Raw genomic sequence first — 15,998 nt, 5'->3', positions numbered from 1 at the left:
ACCTTGCACATCTAAATGGAAGGCACCAAAATAAACTTCTTCAGTCCCAGTCATACCTAAATCTAGAACATTCACGCCCGCATCATTTAAACCGCGGATAGTAGCCTGTTTTAAATCTTCACTGCTAAGGCGAACATCACAACCAACCACAACGGTTTTTGGCTGGTAAATTTGTCCGTAGGCGCGACCAATTTTATAGGCAATCTCTTCATTGAGTTCGCTGCCCAATCTGCCGCGAATGTCATAGGCTTTAAAGCACGTCAGTTTTGTCATTTAGAGGCTCTCTATTCAGAAGAAAAAGGCCGGTTCTCCAGCCTTGATTCAATTCTAATTATTCTACAGTGACCGATTTTGCCAGGTTACGTGGCTGATCGACATCCGTACCACGCAGCACTGCAACATGATAGGACAATAACTGCACCGGAATGCTATACACAATCGGGGCCAGTACTGCATTGACTGCAGGAATATGGACCACATGTTGACGGTCTTTGGCTTTAATACCACTGTTTTCATCAGCAAAGACGAACAGCTCACCACCACGTGCCTGCACTTCTTCCATATTGGATTTGAGTTTATCCAGCATGTCATCCTGTGGCGCCAGAATCACCACGGGCATGTCGTTGTCGACCAAGGCCAATGGACCATGTTTAAGTTCACCTGCGGCATAACCTTCAGCATGAATATAGGAAATTTCCTTCAGCTTCAAGGCACCTTCTAGCGCAATCGGGAAATGTGTACCGCGGCCCAGGAACAGACAGTGCTGCTTTTCTACAAACAGTTCAGAAAGGCGTAAAATTTCATTGTCATGATGCAAGGTATCCAGAATCACTTTTGGCATATGCCATAAGTCGGTGCTAATAGCTGTGACCTGTTCTGCTGAAATTGTATTTTTGACTGTACCCAGTTTCAGTACCAATAGCATCAGTGCAGCTAGCTGTGTGGTAAAGGCTTTAGTCGATGCAACACCAATCTCAGGGCCTGCCAAAGTCAGCAGGTTGTGATTGGTTTCACGTACCATCGAGGAGGTTGCTACGTTGCAAATCGTCATGGTGGTGATATCCAGTCCTTTGGCAGCCGCACGTTTCTGTGTATCACGTAATGCAGCCAAGGTATCGGCAGTTTCACCAGATTGGGAAATACACACATACAGCGTATGATTTACAATCACTGGCGTACGATAACGGAATTCGCTGGCAATCTCGATCTGGCAAGGCAGATCAATCAGCTGTTCAAACCAGTATTTGGCAATCATGCCGGCATGATAGCTGGTACCGCAGGCAATTATTTGAATTTGCTGAATCTTGGCAAAATCCTCAACGGCATTCGCAAGAAAATCTTCGCGCAGATCATTCCCATTTAAGGCTTGGGAAATCGTCTGTTTGATCGCTTCAGGCTGCTCATAAATTTCTTTGAGCATGTAATGCTTGTATTCACCTTTAGAAGCATTGCTGACCGCAGCATCCAGTTCTTTGACCGGACGATCGACCAGTTGACCATCGACAAAGACTTCAATGGTGGTGCGGGTCAAACGGGCAATATCACCTTCTTCAAGGTAGATAAAACGGTTGGTAATCGGCAACAGAGCCAGTTGATCAGAACTGATAAAGTTTTCACCAATGCCGACACCAATCACCAGTGGAGAGCCTTCACGCACGGTAATCAGTTCATCTGGATGATCCGTATGTACGATACCCAGTGCATAAGCACCTTTTAGTTGCGGCACCACCTGACGTACAGCTTCTAACAGGCTTGGGGTAGATTTCAGCGCATCATTGATCAGATGGGCAACCACTTCAGTATCGGTCTGTGAGGTAAACACATAGCCCAAAGCTTCAAGATCATCTTTGAGTTCCTGATAGTTTTCGATAATTCCGTTATGCACCACTGCAACATTTTCAGAAATATGCGGATGGGCATTTTCTTCAGTCGGTTTGCCATGGGTCGCCCAGCGTGTATGTGCAATACCGAGGGAACCACTAATCTGTGATTCATTCACCGCCTGTTCAAGGTTGGAAACCTTGCCGACACGGCGTTCACGCAGGACCTGATGATTGTTGATCAGGGCTAAACCTGCTGAATCATAGCCACGGTATTCCAGGCGTTTTAAGCCTTCAATCAAAATATTGGTAATGCTGCGTTCCGCAATGCCACCGACGATACCACACATATTTGTTCCCCTTATTTCTTGATTTTTTGCGGACGTGGATAGTTTTCTTTGGCAAATTGCTTAGAACGCTCTACTGCCAAACTGTTGTCTTCCACATCACGGGTAATCGTCGAGCCTGCACCGACTGTAGCACCGTTACCAATTCTCACAGGTGCCACTAATGAACTGTTCGAGCCAATAAAGGCTTGATCACCAATAATTGTTTTAAATTTGTTGGCACCATCATAATTACAGGTAATGGTCCCTGCACCGATGTTTGAGCCTGCACCAACTTCAGCATCACCCAGGTAGGTAAAGTGGTTGGCTTTAGAGCCTAGACCAATCGTGGTATTTTTAACTTCAACAAAGTTACCAATGTGAACTTCATTGGCAAGTTTTGCCCCTGGACGTAAACGTGCAAATGGGCCAATTTGGGTATCTTCACCCACGATAGCACTGTCGAAAATGCTATATGGCTGAACCTTGGTACCCGCTGCGATTTTAGTGTTTTTAATCACACAGCCTGCGCCAATTTCAACATTGTTACCTAACTCGCAATCACCTTCGATAATCACATTGATATCAATACAAACGTCAGTACCTACAGTTAAATTACCACGTAGGTCAAAACGGCTTGGATCAATCAGATGTACGCCTTGCTGCATTAGCTGTTTGGCCTGAAATGCCTGGAACTGACGTTCTAAAGCAGCCAGCTGCACACGGTCATTTACCCCTTCAACTTCAAAAGCCATTTCTGGTTCTACAGATGCAACTTGCATACCATCTGCCAAAGCCATTGCCACAATATCAGTCAGGTAATATTCACCTTGCGCATTGTCATTGCTTAAACGTGGTAGCCATTGATGCAGTTTGGCATTGCTGACGGCATAAATACCGGTATTAATTTCTTTAATCTGACGTTGCTCTTCAGAAGCATCCTTGTGCTCAACAATGGCCTGAATCTGACCCTGTTCACGTACGATACGGCCATAGCCATTGGCATCTGGCAGGGTTAATGTCACCAGACCAATACCGGTTTCTGCAGTGGCATCGAGTAATTTTTGCAAGGTTACAGGGTTAATGCAGGGTACATCACCAGAAAGAATCAGAGAGACGCCGTCTTGAGGCAGGACAGGCAAGGTCATCTGTACCGCATGACCGGTACCCAGCTGTTCAGCCTGTTCGACCCATTTAATCTCTTGCTCTGCAAAAGCAGCCTGAACCCGGTCACCACCGTGACCATAGATCGTAATAATATTATCTGCGTTTAATTTTTTTGCCGTTTCAATGACATGACCTAGTAAAGGGCGTCCTGCAAGGGGTTGTAATACTTTCGGTAAGCTGGAACGCATACGGGTTCCTTTACCTGCAGCAAGAATAATAACAGTCGTTGACATGTTCTAATCCTAAATATGGCTTATGCCACAGTGAAGTAAAAATAAAGCAAAATACAAAGGGCCGCCCACAGGCCAGCAATAATGTCATCCAGCATGATGCCGAAACCGCCGTCAATTTGACGGTCAATGACACGAATCGGCCATGGTTTCCAGACATCGAATAAACGGAACAGAGCAAAACCGACCAATGCCCACGTCCAGCTCATTTCATTCAGATAAAGCAAAGGCAAAAAGGTAATGGATTGACCTGCAAATTCATCCCACACAATGCGACCATCATCGTGAACGCCCATAAGGTCTGCTGTTCTACCGCAGATCCAAATACCAACCAATGACATAATAATGATGGCTAATATGGTGTTTGAAAATCCAATTGCAAGCCAAATTGGCACAAACAAAAGCGCAAATGCAGAGCCAAAAGTTCCGGGAGCTTTAGGGGCTAGACCAGAACCAAACCCAACACCACAAAACACGATGCAACGCTCAGGCCATGACATCGCTGAAAAATTAATTTTAGGTTTATGCAAAGTGCTGATATCCCTTTAAGTCCAGCGAAATGGACTGGTCATTTTGATGGAACGATAAGCCTTTTGATTGTGTGATCGTACCAATTTTAGTTATAGCGACATCCAGATTTTGCTGTCGCAGTTGCTCATAATGTTCAGGACTGATTGTAAAACATAATTCGTAGTCATCGCCACCCGCCAATGCATACTGCCATTTTTGTTCATCATTTAAGGCGTGCAGGGCAGTACTTAGTGGTAGGTTTTCAAGTTGCAGCTTTGCGCCGACATTTGATGCTTTGAGGATGTGTCCCAAATCTTGTGCAAGACCATCTGAGACATCAATCATACTATTGGCCAGGCCTTTAAGCGCAGCACCTAAAGCACAACGTGGCGTTGGATAATCCAGACGTTTTTGTAGATCATGACCTAAATGCTTTAAGCCAAATGCCGCATCGCCAACCGTACCTGAAACACAAATCAGATCACCGACTTGGGCACCTGAGCGTGCTACAGCAAGGCCTGTATCGACCCAGCCCAGTGCTGTGACGGATAGAGTCAGATGTGGACTTTGCGTGGTATCACCACCAATTAAACGCACGCCAAATTGATCGCAACAATCATATAAACCTTGGCTAAAGCCTTTGAGCCAAGCATGATCAATTTGGGGTAAGCTCAATGCCAATAAAATACTGTGTGGTGTGGCGCCCATGGCAGCAATATCAGATAAATTGACGGCAACAGATTTCCAGCCAATAGCATGTGGGTTTGTATCTACAGGAAAATGTCGACCCGCAACTAAGGTGTCGGCACAAATCACCAATTGCTGGTGAGAAGGAGGAGTGAGCAAGGCTGAGTCGTCACCGACCCCTAAATCGACAGAATCTTGATTCTTACGATTGAAATAGGTGTCGATAATCGAAAACTCAGCCATACAACAAATCTACTTAAAACTTAGTTTGCTTGTTGTTTTTCTGCTGCACGTAAAGTTGTCGCTAAACGATCTAATACACCATTGATGTATTTATGGCTGTCTGCACCGCCAAAATGTTTAGCTAACTCAATTGCTTCGTCTAAAACAACACGATATGGAATCTCAAGATGTTCTTTGAGCTCATACGCACCTAAACGAAGTGTTGCGAGTTCTACACCGTCAAGTGCAGAAAGTTCGCGATCCAGCACAGGGATAAGCAAAGCATCCAATGCTTCATGATTGGCAACCACTTGAGTCAACAATTCATGATAATAGCCAAGATCCACTTTGTGCATGGCATTGTCCACACGTGTACGTGCTTCAATCTCATGCACAGGGTTGTGGCTCATTTGCCATTCATAAATTCCTTGTACAGCAAAACGACGTGCTTTACGTTTTGCAGCATAAGTTGCTTGAAGTGTTTGCGACATAGCCTTAAATAGCCTTTAACAAGTTAACCATTTCAATCGCAGTCAAGGCAGCTTCACTACCTTTATTGCCTGCTTTTGTTCCAGAGCGTTCAATCGCTTGTTCAATACTATCCGTAGTGAGTACGCCATTAATGACAGGAAGACCAGCGTCCAGACCAACTACGCCTAAACCTTTGGCACATTCACCTGCCACGAAATCGAAGTGCGGTGTGCTACCACGAATCACAGCGCCCAAGGCAATGATGGCATCGAAATTACCAGTCGCTGCTAATTTTTTTGCAACGATTGGAAGTTCCCAGGCACCAGGTGCATGAACGACCGTGATATTATCCTCTGATACACCATGGCGTTTCAATGTATCAACGGCACCTTCTAACAGATGTTCAACAACAAAGCTATTAAAACGACCAACTAAAATCGCATAACGGTCTTCGTTCGCGAGATGTAACATACCTTCAATACGGCGAACAGCCATAATAACCTCGATTCTTATCTTAAGATGTGTGTTGTGCGGTGATGTATTCCACCACTTCTAAATTAAAACCTGACAATGCATTAAAGCGTAATGGTGAACTCAGCAGCTTCATTTTTTCTACGCCTAGATCACGCAAAATTTGTGCACCGACACCAATAGTTTGATACTGCTGCGACAGTGCAGCATTGGATTTCACATTTTTGGGTGCTTTTAAAGTATCAAGCGCAGGACCTAGATCTTGTAAATGACGTTGACCGATCCAGACCAAGACACCACGATCACTGCTTGCAATTTCTTTAAGTGCCTTGTCTAAATTCCAAGCCGGTTCGCCGTCCTGTTTATTCAGTTTTAAGAGGTCCCGTGTCGGGTTAAAGCCGTGGACACGTACAGTCGTTACGCCTTCTTTCGGCTCGCCTTTGACTAGTGCTACATGAATATCCGGGTTACCTAATTCACGGTAACGATACAGATCAAAGGTACCGTATTCGGTATCAACTGTTTGCTGATCTAAACGTTCAACCGTCTGCTCATTGGTCATGCGATAATGAATCAAGTCAGCAATCGTACCAATTTTCAAGCCATGCTTTTCGGCAAAGACTTCTAAATCTGGGCGACGTGCCATGGTGCCATCTTCATTGATGATTTCACAAATCACCGAGGCTGGCTCTAAACCTGCGAGACGCGATAAGTCACAGCCTGCTTCGGTATGACCTGCACGGTGCAGGACACCACCTGGCTGTGCCATCAATGGGAAGATATGGCCAGGCTGTACGATGTCCGTAGGTTTAGCATGAGCCGCCACAGCGGTTTGAATGGTATGCGCACGCTCTGCAGGTGAAATACCGGTAGAAATACCTTCAGCTGCTTCAATCGATAACGTGAAGTTGGTCCCGTGTTGAGCGCCATTAGCATCTACCATCAATGGAAGATTCAACTGTTGGCAACGTTCTTTACTTAAAGTCAGACACACTAAACCACGAGCATGGGTGATCATAAAGTTGATGTCTTCAGGACGCACGTGCGTGGCAGCAATGACTAAATCGCCTTCATTTTCACGGTCTTCATCATCCATCAGGATGACCATTTTTCCTGCACGGATATCTGCTACAAGCTCTTCAACTGTATTGAGCGGCATCAACCTTCACCTTCTTTTTTGATCTTGTTCAGACCGAATCATGACATTATTGGTTGCATAGTTTAACGCTTTTTGAGCAATTTTGCCTATGCTTATTGATTTCCCTAAACTGAACATTGTTATACACAGTCTTTTTCGGCAAAGAAAGCCGACTTTATATGGAAGTTTTTAATTTTTGTATTTTTTTTATCCAATTGAAAATATTAAAAAAATCAATGCTTATCATAGGAGGATATATATACTTGTTTTGGATAGTTTTATGATTTTATTGGGATAGAGGGACGGTTATTTTTCTATTTGGGCTAAAATTACCAAGTCAATAAAAAGCGAACCGAAGTTCGCTTCTGCTTAGAGAGGAATTAGAAGAAACCTGCGGGTTTGGTCGAGTAGCTGACGAGCAAGTTTTTGGTTTGTTGATAATGATCGAGCATCATTTTGTGGTTCTCGCGTCCAATCCCTGATTTTTTATAACCACCAAATGCCGCATGGGCAGGGTAAATGTGATAACAGTTGGTCCAGACGCGACCTGCCTGAATCGCACGGCCGGCACGATAGGATGTATGGGCTGAACGCGACCAGACACCCGCACCTAAGCCATAAATGGTGTCATTGGCAATTTTAATGGCATCATCAAAATCTTTAAAGGTGGTGACAGCCAGCACCGGTCCAAAAATTTCTTCCTGGAAGGTTTTCATGTCATTGGTGCCTTTAAAAATGGTCGGTTCAATATAGAAGCCTTGACCTACTTCATGGCGTGCTTCACCACCTGTTAACACTTGTGCACCTTCTTCACGACCTGTGGCGATACAACCCAAAATCTTATCCTGCTGTTCTTGCGATGCCTGTGCGCCAATCATGGTGTCGGTATCCAGCGGATGACCGGTTTTAATGCGCTTGACACGCTCAACTGCACGTTCAAGGAATTTGTCGGCAATACTTTCCTGTACCAGTGCACGTGAAGGGCAGGTACAGATTTCTCCTTGGTTGAGGGCAAACATGGTAAAACCTTCTAAGGCTTTATCTAGGTATTCATCCTCTTGATCCATCACATCTGCAAAGAACAGGTTTGGTGATTTACCACCCAGCTCTAAGGTCACAGGAATAATATTTTCAGTGGCATATTGCATAATCAATTGGCCGACTGCGGTTGAACCGGTAAAGGCAATTTTTGCGATACGAGGGTTAGTCGCCAGTGGGCGACCGACCTCAACGCCATAGCCATTAACAATATTCAGTACACCAGGTGGTAAAAGATCCTGAATCAGTTCAACCAACACTAAAATACTTACAGGGGTTTGTTCTGCTGGTTTCAGCACAATGCAGTTACCGGCAGCTAAAGCCGGAGCCAGTTTCCATGCTGCCATGAGAATTGGGAAGTTCCAGGGAATGATTTGACCGACAACGCCGAGGGGTTCATGGAAATGATAGGCGATGGTGTCTTCGTCAATTTCTGAAATGCCGCCTTCTTGCGCGCGAATACAACCAGCAAAATAACGGAAGTGGTCGATACATAATGGAATATCTGCATTCAGGGTTTCACGAATCGGTTTACCGTTGTCCCAGGTTTCTGCCACCGCGAGCAATTCCAGATTTTCCTCTAGACGATCGGCAATCTTGAGCAGGATATTTGAACGTGTGGTCGGTGATGAGCTATTCCACTGGGCTTTGGCGGCATGGGCGGCATCGAGTGCGAGTTCAATATCTTCTACACTGGAGCGTGGTACTTTGGTAAAAACTTTACCATCGACTGGGGAAATATTATCAAAGTATTCACCTTTGACCGGGGGCACCCATTTACCACCAATAAAGTTTTCGTATTGTGCTTTAAATTGAACTTTTGAACCGTCAGTATTTGGATCTGCATAGCGCATATTCTTGTCCTTTCATTGGTTGTTATAGCTGTGAGAGAAATAAGGGTGAAAGACGAAGACTCATCTGGGAATGAAGAGTTATAGCTAATATAAAGAGCAAATCTGAAGCTATGTCGAGGGTTTACAAGCGTGCTACAAAAGGTAACAAAGCGGGGATAAGGAGATTTCCTTATTTTTAATAAAAATCAAATTATTAGCCTATAAAGATTAAATTTTTAAAATATTAAAACATGATGTTTCACACAAATAAGCTTGCTAAAAAATAACAATTAATACCTGCTTGATGAAAAATCTTTGAGCAAATTTTAGGGAAGGTCATTTATCATTTTCCTTCCCGCTATCTTGCAAATAATGAGGGTTATGAACTGGTCAAAGTCCTTTGGTCTGTAACCATTCAAACAGCTGTTGATAGACCTGTTCCCGTACCGCTTTTTCTGACAGGACCAGGTCATGCAAGCCATTATGAATTTCACATAAGGTGACATCGCCCGATATTTTTCTGGCATGCTGAATCATATCCTGCACTTCCAGGATCACATCGCTGCTTTGTGCATGACGATTAAATTTTCGTGGATAAGTCGTCTGATGCGAATGCATGATCAGGACAGGAATATTTAACTGAAGACCTTGATGCAGTTCTTTTTGGGCCTCATGAATGGCATGTACAAAGCTCAAACGCACCATAGGATAACGGACTTTTTTCCATTCTAGGTTAAAGTTCCATTCACCATGATGGCTGGCGTGCAAACTTGGGACATACCACTTATTAAGACGACTTGGGAATAGAAGGTTTGGAAAACGTTTGCCCATTGCTGCCATTCGAGGAATGGCAAATTTCTTTTCCAGACGACTCATATTGAAGTCATAAAAGGGACTGTTTGCCCAGAGTGCTTTAATCAGGGGATGATCAGGATGATGTGCAGCATACAAGGTTGTGGTTAAGCCCCCCGTTGAATGTCCGCAAAGCAGCACGGCGTCATGACTTTCCTGACCGATAATATCCAGTGCCTGAGTAATTTCTGCATCATATTCTGACAGGCTATGAACGTTATAGTACTTCTGATGTGGCAAATAGGAGCGGCCATATTTACGTAGGTCCAGCGCATAAAAGTCAAAACCCTGCTCATTGAAACGCTCTGCCATTTCAGTTTGGAAAAAATAGTCGATAAAACCGTGGATATATAGCACCGCCTTTTTAGTCGGTTCAGCGGCTTTCTTGCGAACGAGGGTCGCCACCACCTGACCTTCGTAATCATTTGGAAGATCTAAGGTGGCCTGTTCATAACCAGCTCCTAAAATATCGGGTTGATAATCTACCTCTATTTTTGTTGTCATTATTTTCTCTTAAATTTTTGTTCGGATTTTATATTTAGATATTTCTACACTAGCGTCAAATAAAAAAAACAATATTTTCTAATGAGGAGCTGATCACCTGAAATTAAAGATAAACAGCTCATCGGGATAGAATAAATAGGAGGCAAAGCTTCTCTGTACTGAAAAAGATATCTATAAGTTCCTTGTTTGTTATTTTGCTGGTAAATATAAGGCTAGAAAATACAGAAAAAGACTATGATCTAATCAATAGAATGCGCTTGTGCTCAGACCACATTGGAGTGTAGAAAGGCGCCATGTATGATACGCACCTTCCTAATACATGTAATTTTGTATAACGACGCTAAAATTATGGATGTAGATTTAGGAAAGTAATTTTTGTCTTTTGTATCAATAGATTAATTGAAGTAGGGGATCGTGGAAATACCCAGAGAAATAGATATTCAACCAGGCATCTAATTTCAACTTGGCTAAATAGCCTGAAAATAAAAAAAGCCCCAATCTTTCGATCAGGGCTTTTAGAATTTGGAGCGGGAAACGAGACTCGAACTCGCGACCCCAACCTTGGCAAGGTTGTGCTCTACCAACTGAGCTATTCCCGCAGGGTCGAATAATTTTTTACTATTAAAAAACTAAACAAAAAAGAATCTGGAGCGGGAAACGAGACTCGAACTCGCGACCCCAACCTTGGCAAGGTTGTGCTCTACCAACTGAGCTATTCCCGCATGCCGTGTATAATACAGCATGCAAAAACAGGGTCAATAACTTTATGAGAAATCTTGCACCGTTTGCATAAAATAAAATCAATTCAGCCAATTCAGCGCTATAAATCGACAAAATTTATGCAAAATTTTGTTAAAACAGGGCCTTGGCAACCTTTAACTCTCCTTGAGCACAGTAAAACTCATGACAGAACAGGGTATACTGAATAGAATTTGGATCATTTGTAATTGCGGAGAAGGCCATGAGTATTGAACAAGTCTTAAGAGAGCGTCTGGCTACCCTGTCTCCATCTCATCTTGAGGTGGTAAATGAGTCTTCTGGTCACGGTGGCTATTACCCGGGTAAGGAATCACACTTTAAAGCGGTAATTGTGAGTGAAGCTTTTGCAGGCCTGCGTCAGGTACAGCGTCATCAGAAAGTCTATGCCGCAGTAGGCGATTTACTGAGTCCGGAAAAAATCCATGCATTAGCAATCCACGCATTTGTTCCAGAAGAGTGGAGCGGTCAGGATACGACCAGTCCTGAATGTGCACATGCCCCGAAAAACTAAGAGGAACATATGGAAACCCAATTATTAGTCAAAATTATCCATATGTCAGCGGCCAGTCTGGCAATTATCGCGATTCTGGCACGTGCATTTACCTTGTTTGTTGGTACACAGGGCAATTTACCTAATCCGGTCGCACGCAAGCTATTTGTTGCCTTGCAGCATCTGGCACTTGCCATAATTGCTTTGACGGGTGTCATTTCGCTAGTGATAAAAAACTTTGAAGTACAACCCTGGTTCTATGCCAAGGTCATTTTATTTCTGGTACTGGTTTCATCTTTGATGAAAGCCTATAAAAAAGATGACTCTGTCCTGTTGGTTCAACGTCGTGCTGGCCTGGTTATTGCAATTATTTCATTAGCTGCAATTATGGCACTAGTGATTATCAAGCCAACTTTTGGCTAGAAAATAACATCATTTTGTTTGGCTAAATTTTAAATAGATTGATAAAAATAATAGGGGGTTTTAATGCGTACACGTGTGGTGTTTAACCAAAAAGGTGGCGTGGGGAAGTCGAGTATTGCAGTGAATCTGGCAGCAATCAGTGCACATCAGGGGCATAAAACCTTACTCATTGACCTCGATCCACAGGCCAATTCCAGCCAGTATCTGCTTGGTGATGATGCAACCTATTCGGGAGACAAGCCTGCATTAGAACCCAATATTGAAAACTATTTTGATGAAGTGCTGGGCAGCCAGCAGAACAAGGGTCTGATTGGCAATGCCATCGGCTCAATTCTAAAAACCCGCACTAAAGGCCTGGAAAGCTATGTGCACCAGTCACCGTTTAAACATCTGGATGTGATTCCAGCCAGCCCAAGTCTCGGCACACTGGCACATGCACTGGAATCCAAACATAAGATCTATAAACTACGTGATGCCTTACAACAGTTAACGGGTCAGTATGAGCTGGTGTTTATTGATACGCCGCCGGCTTTTAATTTCTTTACCTTATCAGCTTTAATTGCGGCAGATCGGGTACTGATTCCCTTTGACTGTGATGTATTTTCCAAACGTGCCCTGCATACCCTGATTGAAAATGTCATCGAAACCCAGGACGACCATAATAACCGTCTGGAAATTGAAGGGATTGTGGTTAATCAGTTTCAGGCTCAGGCCAAACTGCCACGTGAGGTGGTGCAACAGCTGAAAGATGAGGGCTTGCCGGTATTGGAAAATATGTTGCCGCCATCGGTGATCATGAAAGAATCCCATCAGAAAAATCAGCCCTTAATTCATCTGGCTACTGATCATAAATTGACTCAGGCCTATCAATCGTTGTTCAATGAGATTGAGCAAAAATAAGATTGATGATTCCAGCATGAAACTCATAAAATTCAGTCTTGGCATCGTGGGCCTGGCCTTGTTAAGTGCCTGTGCTACGACCGTCAAGCCGACCTATGTGTCGCCCACCCAATACCAGTCCTATGATTGCGGTCAGCTGCAAGGCGAATATAACCGTATCCAGCAGTATATCGACAATGGTGTACAAGCGCCGAAACGAACGGGTGTTGGCGTAGGCGTCGGTGTGGGTGGTGGCTGGGGTAGCCATAGTGGTTGGGGCATTGGGCCGAGCATTTCAGTGAATATGGGTCAGTCTTCCAATACCAAGAAGACCGAACTGGCACGTGTTTTAGGTGAGCAGGAAGCGATTGTTCAGGCAGCACGCTATAAGAGCTGCCCACTGATCATTCGCCAGGCTGTACCAAAAATATAATGATGAAGATAAAAAATAAAAATGCTGACTGAGGTCGGCATTTTTTAGCATCGCATTCCGGAAAGGGACATTATTTTGCATATAAAACTAGCTGGAATGACTGCTCGGAACAAATTTATGAGAATTTTCATCTTGTTATATATTGAGCAGATTCGTTAATGTTGCGCCATTCTTTGCGGTAAGTTTGCGTATGATCGAAAACTGGCTATTTATTCTGGCTGTAATTACAGTATTGATGATTCCGGGCCCAGGCAATGCACTGGTTGCCAGTGCGGCACATCAACATGGTCAGGCCAGAACCAGTTTATATATACCTGCTATTCTGCTGGGTTACTTCTATGCCATTAATGTCTGGGCCTTGCTGATACATCTTGCTGTCCCGATCTGGCCGAATTTTCAGGGCATGCTACATATACTGAGCACAATTACTGTAGGCTGGATGACCTTCAGACTGTTTAAAGCCAAACAGCTAGAGCAGCATAATCATAAGCACCCGATGATCCGGCCTTGGCAGATGTTTACTGCGACTTTAAAAAATCCTAAAGCGGCTTTGTTTGCTTCCGGTATTTTTCCCATGGTGACCTGGGAAAATCCAACTAATTTCGTACTGGTGTTCGCGATATTTAGTCTGGTGACATTACCAGTGTTTGTCTTCTGGATGGCGTTCGGTCAGGCAATTCTGGCAGGGGAGTCGGAGAAAATAAAAACCGACCTCGTATATAAAGGGTCGGTCCTGTTTTTGCTGCTTTGCCTGATTCCGCTGATCATCAGTATATTTAACTGAGTTCAGCGATCAGGATTTAAGCCATTTTGTTCTTTTTCAGTTTTTGTTGAATAAAACCGAAGATGCCTGGCAATACACTAATAATAATGATGCCGAAGATCAGATAGGTAAAGTTATCTTTAACGATTGGCATATTTCCAAACAGATAACCCAAAATCACAAAAGAGCTGATCCACAAAAAACCACCAATCACGTTATAGCTCAGGAAATATTTATAATTCATGCTGCCAGCACCGGCCACAAAAGGAGCAAAGGTACGGGCGAAAGGCACGAAACGGGCAAAGATAATAGTCTTGCCACCATGTCTGGCAAAAAATTGCTGGGTTGCTAGTAGGTGTTTTTTATTGATAAAGCGCGATTCAACTTCAAACACACGCGGCCCGATGAACTTGCCAATATGATAGTTCAGCGTATCACCCAGTACTGCTGCCACAAATAGGAGCGGAATCAGTACCCACGGATCCATGGCCCCAGTAGATGCTGCAAGTGCCCCCGCAGCAAACAGCAAGCTGTCACCCGGCAGGAAAGGCATGACTACCAGTCCCGTTTCTACAAAGATAATCAGGAAAAGAATGGCATAAATCCACACCCCATAATTGGTGATGAATTCAAGCAGATGGTCATCTACATGTAGGATAAAATCAAGCAGTTCCATGGCGCCAGTACAAGCAAAAGTGTGCCCAAATCCTAACAGTGATTAGGCTTAAAGTCAGCATCAAAAGTGGTCTATTTCCAGTCTCATCATTCTAAAAATAAAATGATGAATCTTATTTTGGTTATTAATAATTAAAAATGAAACTTATAAGATGTGCTCATGTTTTAGCAATCATCTTCGAGTTTTTATCATGTTGAATCCAAATCGTATTATCGCCAATCTTGTTGCTCATCCTGTACTTGAATCCGCAACATTCGTGTCTGCACGTGTCTGCACGTGTCTGCACGTGTCTTAATGGCTTATATTTTTATTGTGGCAGGTTGGGGCAAAATCGCTGGCTATGAAGCAACAGTTGGTTATATGCAAGCTATGGGTGTTCCTGCTGAATTATTACCTGTGACAATTTTGCTGGAGTTGGGTGGTGGTTTAGCGATTTTATTTGGCTTGCAGACTCGTGTTGTGGCAGCACTTTTGGCTGGCTTTAGCTTAGTGACTGCATTTTTATTTCATGGTACGCCTGAGGATGCAGTGAACTTTATGAAAAACTTCGCGATGGCAGGCGGCTTATTGCTATTGGTATTACAGGGTGCAGGTCGCTTCAGTCTTGATCATCTGATTGAGCGCCAATAGTAAAACAACGATCCAATCGAGTGGTCTAAGACCGCTTTTTTGTGGATACATAACATTAAACTAGCTTTACAGAATTAAGCTTCGTGCAGTGCATTCACTCTGATTAGATAGAATCAGGAATTTAAACCTGTTGTTTAAGGAGTATATTGAATGCAAAAGCAAATTTTAGCTGTATTGATGACGGGACTCGTTGTTAGTGGCGGTGCATGGGCAAAGTCAGATCAGGCCCTCCTTGCTGAAGCTCAAAAAAATAAAGTCAGCATTGCTCAAGCACAAAAAATGCCGGATGAAACTGGTGTGACCTTAACAGGTAAAATTGTGCGTCAAGTTGCACCGCAGAGTGATGATTTTGAACTTCGAGACAGCAGTGGCACGATTATTATTGATGTTGATGATGACCTGTGGAAACCCTTAAAGTTAAAAGCGGGTGATAACGTTCGTGTGCTTGGTGAGGTAGATACTCATCGTCAGAAACCTACCGATATTGATGTGATTAGTATCGAAAAAGTGAAATAACCACATTTAAGGTTCTGCTTCAATCTCATTCAATCTTGAATCCAGGATTGAAGCAGATCTGACAAAAAATTCAGTCTGATCAAGATACAGTGCTAAATATGTATATATTTCAAGCGCCTTGAAACAGTGTGCTTAATGCAGCGAAAAATGATAGAATACG

The 15,998-nt window shown here is 43.6% G+C and carries 17 protein-coding genes, 2 tRNA genes and 1 pseudogene; 7 read left to right on the top strand and 13 right to left on the bottom strand.

Annotated elements, in window-relative coordinates; translation table 11 throughout:
• The 12 genes and pseudogenes from B3D47_RS11545 to B3D47_RS11490 form a co-directional block, all read right to left on the bottom strand.
• Window positions 1-273, bottom strand: a pseudogene (locus tag B3D47_RS11545) (phosphomannomutase CpsG); the annotation flags it as partial.
• A gap of 58 nt (window positions 274-331) precedes the next feature.
• On the bottom strand, window positions 332-2,170 hold the full coding sequence (glmS, locus tag B3D47_RS11540) for a glutamine--fructose-6-phosphate transaminase (isomerizing) (RefSeq protein WP_286862120.1): 1,839 nt from the start codon (window positions 2,168-2,170) through the stop codon (window positions 332-334).
• Between the two features lie 11 nt (window positions 2,171-2,181).
• Window positions 2,182-3,546: a bifunctional UDP-N-acetylglucosamine diphosphorylase/glucosamine-1-phosphate N-acetyltransferase GlmU gene (gene glmU, locus B3D47_RS11535; protein ID WP_286862118.1), complete on the bottom strand. Its 1,365-nt coding sequence runs from the start codon at window positions 3,544-3,546 to the stop codon at window positions 2,182-2,184.
• Window positions 3,547-3,566: 20 nt separating this feature from the next.
• Window positions 3,567-4,043, bottom strand: a complete 477-nt coding sequence (locus B3D47_RS11530; RefSeq protein ID WP_071320831.1) for a phosphatidylglycerophosphatase A family protein — start codon at window positions 4,041-4,043, stop codon at window positions 3,567-3,569.
• A gap of 22 nt (window positions 4,044-4,065) precedes the next feature.
• Entirely contained in the window at window positions 4,066-4,983 is a 918-nt protein-coding gene (thiL, locus tag B3D47_RS11525; protein ID WP_286862116.1) for a thiamine-phosphate kinase, read from the bottom strand.
• A 20-nt stretch (window positions 4,984-5,003) separates the two neighbouring features.
• Entirely contained in the window at window positions 5,004-5,453 is a 450-nt protein-coding gene (gene nusB / locus B3D47_RS11520; protein ID WP_004814175.1) for a transcription antitermination factor NusB, read from the bottom strand.
• A 4-nt stretch (window positions 5,454-5,457) separates the two neighbouring features.
• Window positions 5,458-5,928: a 6,7-dimethyl-8-ribityllumazine synthase gene (gene ribE / locus B3D47_RS11515; protein ID WP_004895821.1), complete on the bottom strand. Its 471-nt coding sequence runs from the start codon at window positions 5,926-5,928 to the stop codon at window positions 5,458-5,460.
• A 19-nt stretch (window positions 5,929-5,947) separates the two neighbouring features.
• A complete protein-coding gene (ribBA, locus tag B3D47_RS11510; protein WP_163170691.1) occupies window positions 5,948-7,063 on the bottom strand; it encodes a bifunctional 3,4-dihydroxy-2-butanone-4-phosphate synthase/GTP cyclohydrolase II in 1,116 nt (371 codons plus the stop codon).
• A gap of 359 nt (window positions 7,064-7,422) precedes the next feature.
• A complete protein-coding gene (locus B3D47_RS11505; RefSeq protein WP_286862113.1) occupies window positions 7,423-8,934 on the bottom strand; it encodes an aldehyde dehydrogenase family protein in 1,512 nt (503 codons plus the stop codon).
• Window positions 8,935-9,303: 369 nt separating this feature from the next.
• Window positions 9,304-10,269: an alpha/beta hydrolase gene (locus B3D47_RS11500; protein ID WP_286862111.1), complete on the bottom strand. Its 966-nt coding sequence runs from the start codon at window positions 10,267-10,269 to the stop codon at window positions 9,304-9,306.
• A gap of 523 nt (window positions 10,270-10,792) precedes the next feature.
• Window positions 10,793-10,868: transfer RNA gene (locus B3D47_RS11495), tRNA-Gly, on the bottom strand.
• Between the two features lie 47 nt (window positions 10,869-10,915).
• Window positions 10,916-10,991 (bottom strand) — tRNA-Gly (locus tag B3D47_RS11490).
• 239 nt (window positions 10,992-11,230) lie between these two features.
• Here B3D47_RS11490 and B3D47_RS11485 point away from each other — a divergent pair.
• The 5 genes from B3D47_RS11485 (at window position 11,231) to B3D47_RS11465 (ending at window position 14,037) form a co-directional block, all read left to right on the top strand.
• The gene (locus tag B3D47_RS11485; protein ID WP_004814186.1) at window positions 11,231-11,539 is read left to right on the top strand and encodes a BolA family protein; all 309 of its coding nucleotides are present in this window, start codon (window positions 11,231-11,233) and stop codon (window positions 11,537-11,539) included.
• A 9-nt stretch (window positions 11,540-11,548) separates the two neighbouring features.
• A complete protein-coding gene (locus B3D47_RS11480) occupies window positions 11,549-11,941 on the top strand; it encodes a SirB2 family protein (protein ID WP_286862109.1) in 393 nt (130 codons plus the stop codon).
• Between the two features lie 63 nt (window positions 11,942-12,004).
• Window positions 12,005-12,841: a ParA family protein gene (locus B3D47_RS11475; protein ID WP_286862107.1), complete on the top strand. Its 837-nt coding sequence runs from the start codon at window positions 12,005-12,007 to the stop codon at window positions 12,839-12,841.
• A gap of 16 nt (window positions 12,842-12,857) precedes the next feature.
• Window positions 12,858-13,253 carry a hypothetical protein gene (locus tag B3D47_RS11470; protein ID WP_286862105.1) on the top strand — a complete coding sequence of 132 codons (396 nt, stop codon included), beginning with the start codon at window positions 12,858-12,860 and terminating at the stop codon, window positions 13,251-13,253.
• A 190-nt stretch (window positions 13,254-13,443) separates the two neighbouring features.
• Complete coding sequence (locus B3D47_RS11465) at window positions 13,444-14,037, top strand: LysE family translocator (protein WP_286862126.1); 594 nt, start codon at window positions 13,444-13,446, stop codon at window positions 14,035-14,037.
• Between the two features lie 16 nt (window positions 14,038-14,053).
• Here B3D47_RS11465 and B3D47_RS11460 read toward each other — a convergent pair whose 3' ends face one another.
• A complete protein-coding gene (locus B3D47_RS11460; protein ID WP_004895339.1) occupies window positions 14,054-14,692 on the bottom strand; it encodes a DedA family protein in 639 nt (212 codons plus the stop codon).
• A 294-nt stretch (window positions 14,693-14,986) separates the two neighbouring features.
• Between B3D47_RS11460 and B3D47_RS11455 the strand changes: the two genes are divergently transcribed.
• The gene (locus tag B3D47_RS11455; RefSeq protein WP_376747633.1) at window positions 14,987-15,322 is read left to right on the top strand and encodes a DoxX family protein; all 336 of its coding nucleotides are present in this window, start codon (window positions 14,987-14,989) and stop codon (window positions 15,320-15,322) included.
• A gap of 150 nt (window positions 15,323-15,472) precedes the next feature.
• Complete coding sequence (locus tag B3D47_RS11450) at window positions 15,473-15,838, top strand: NirD/YgiW/YdeI family stress tolerance protein (protein ID WP_004895336.1); 366 nt, start codon at window positions 15,473-15,475, stop codon at window positions 15,836-15,838.
• Window positions 15,839-15,998: the final 160 nt, after the last annotated feature.

Origin of the sequence: Acinetobacter sp. UBA3461, from assembly GCF_002381195.1 — a bacterium.
In the GTDB taxonomy this organism is placed as follows: domain Bacteria; phylum Pseudomonadota; class Gammaproteobacteria; order Pseudomonadales; family Moraxellaceae; genus Acinetobacter; species Acinetobacter schindleri.
This window is presented reverse-complemented; position numbering and strand designations above follow the sequence as displayed.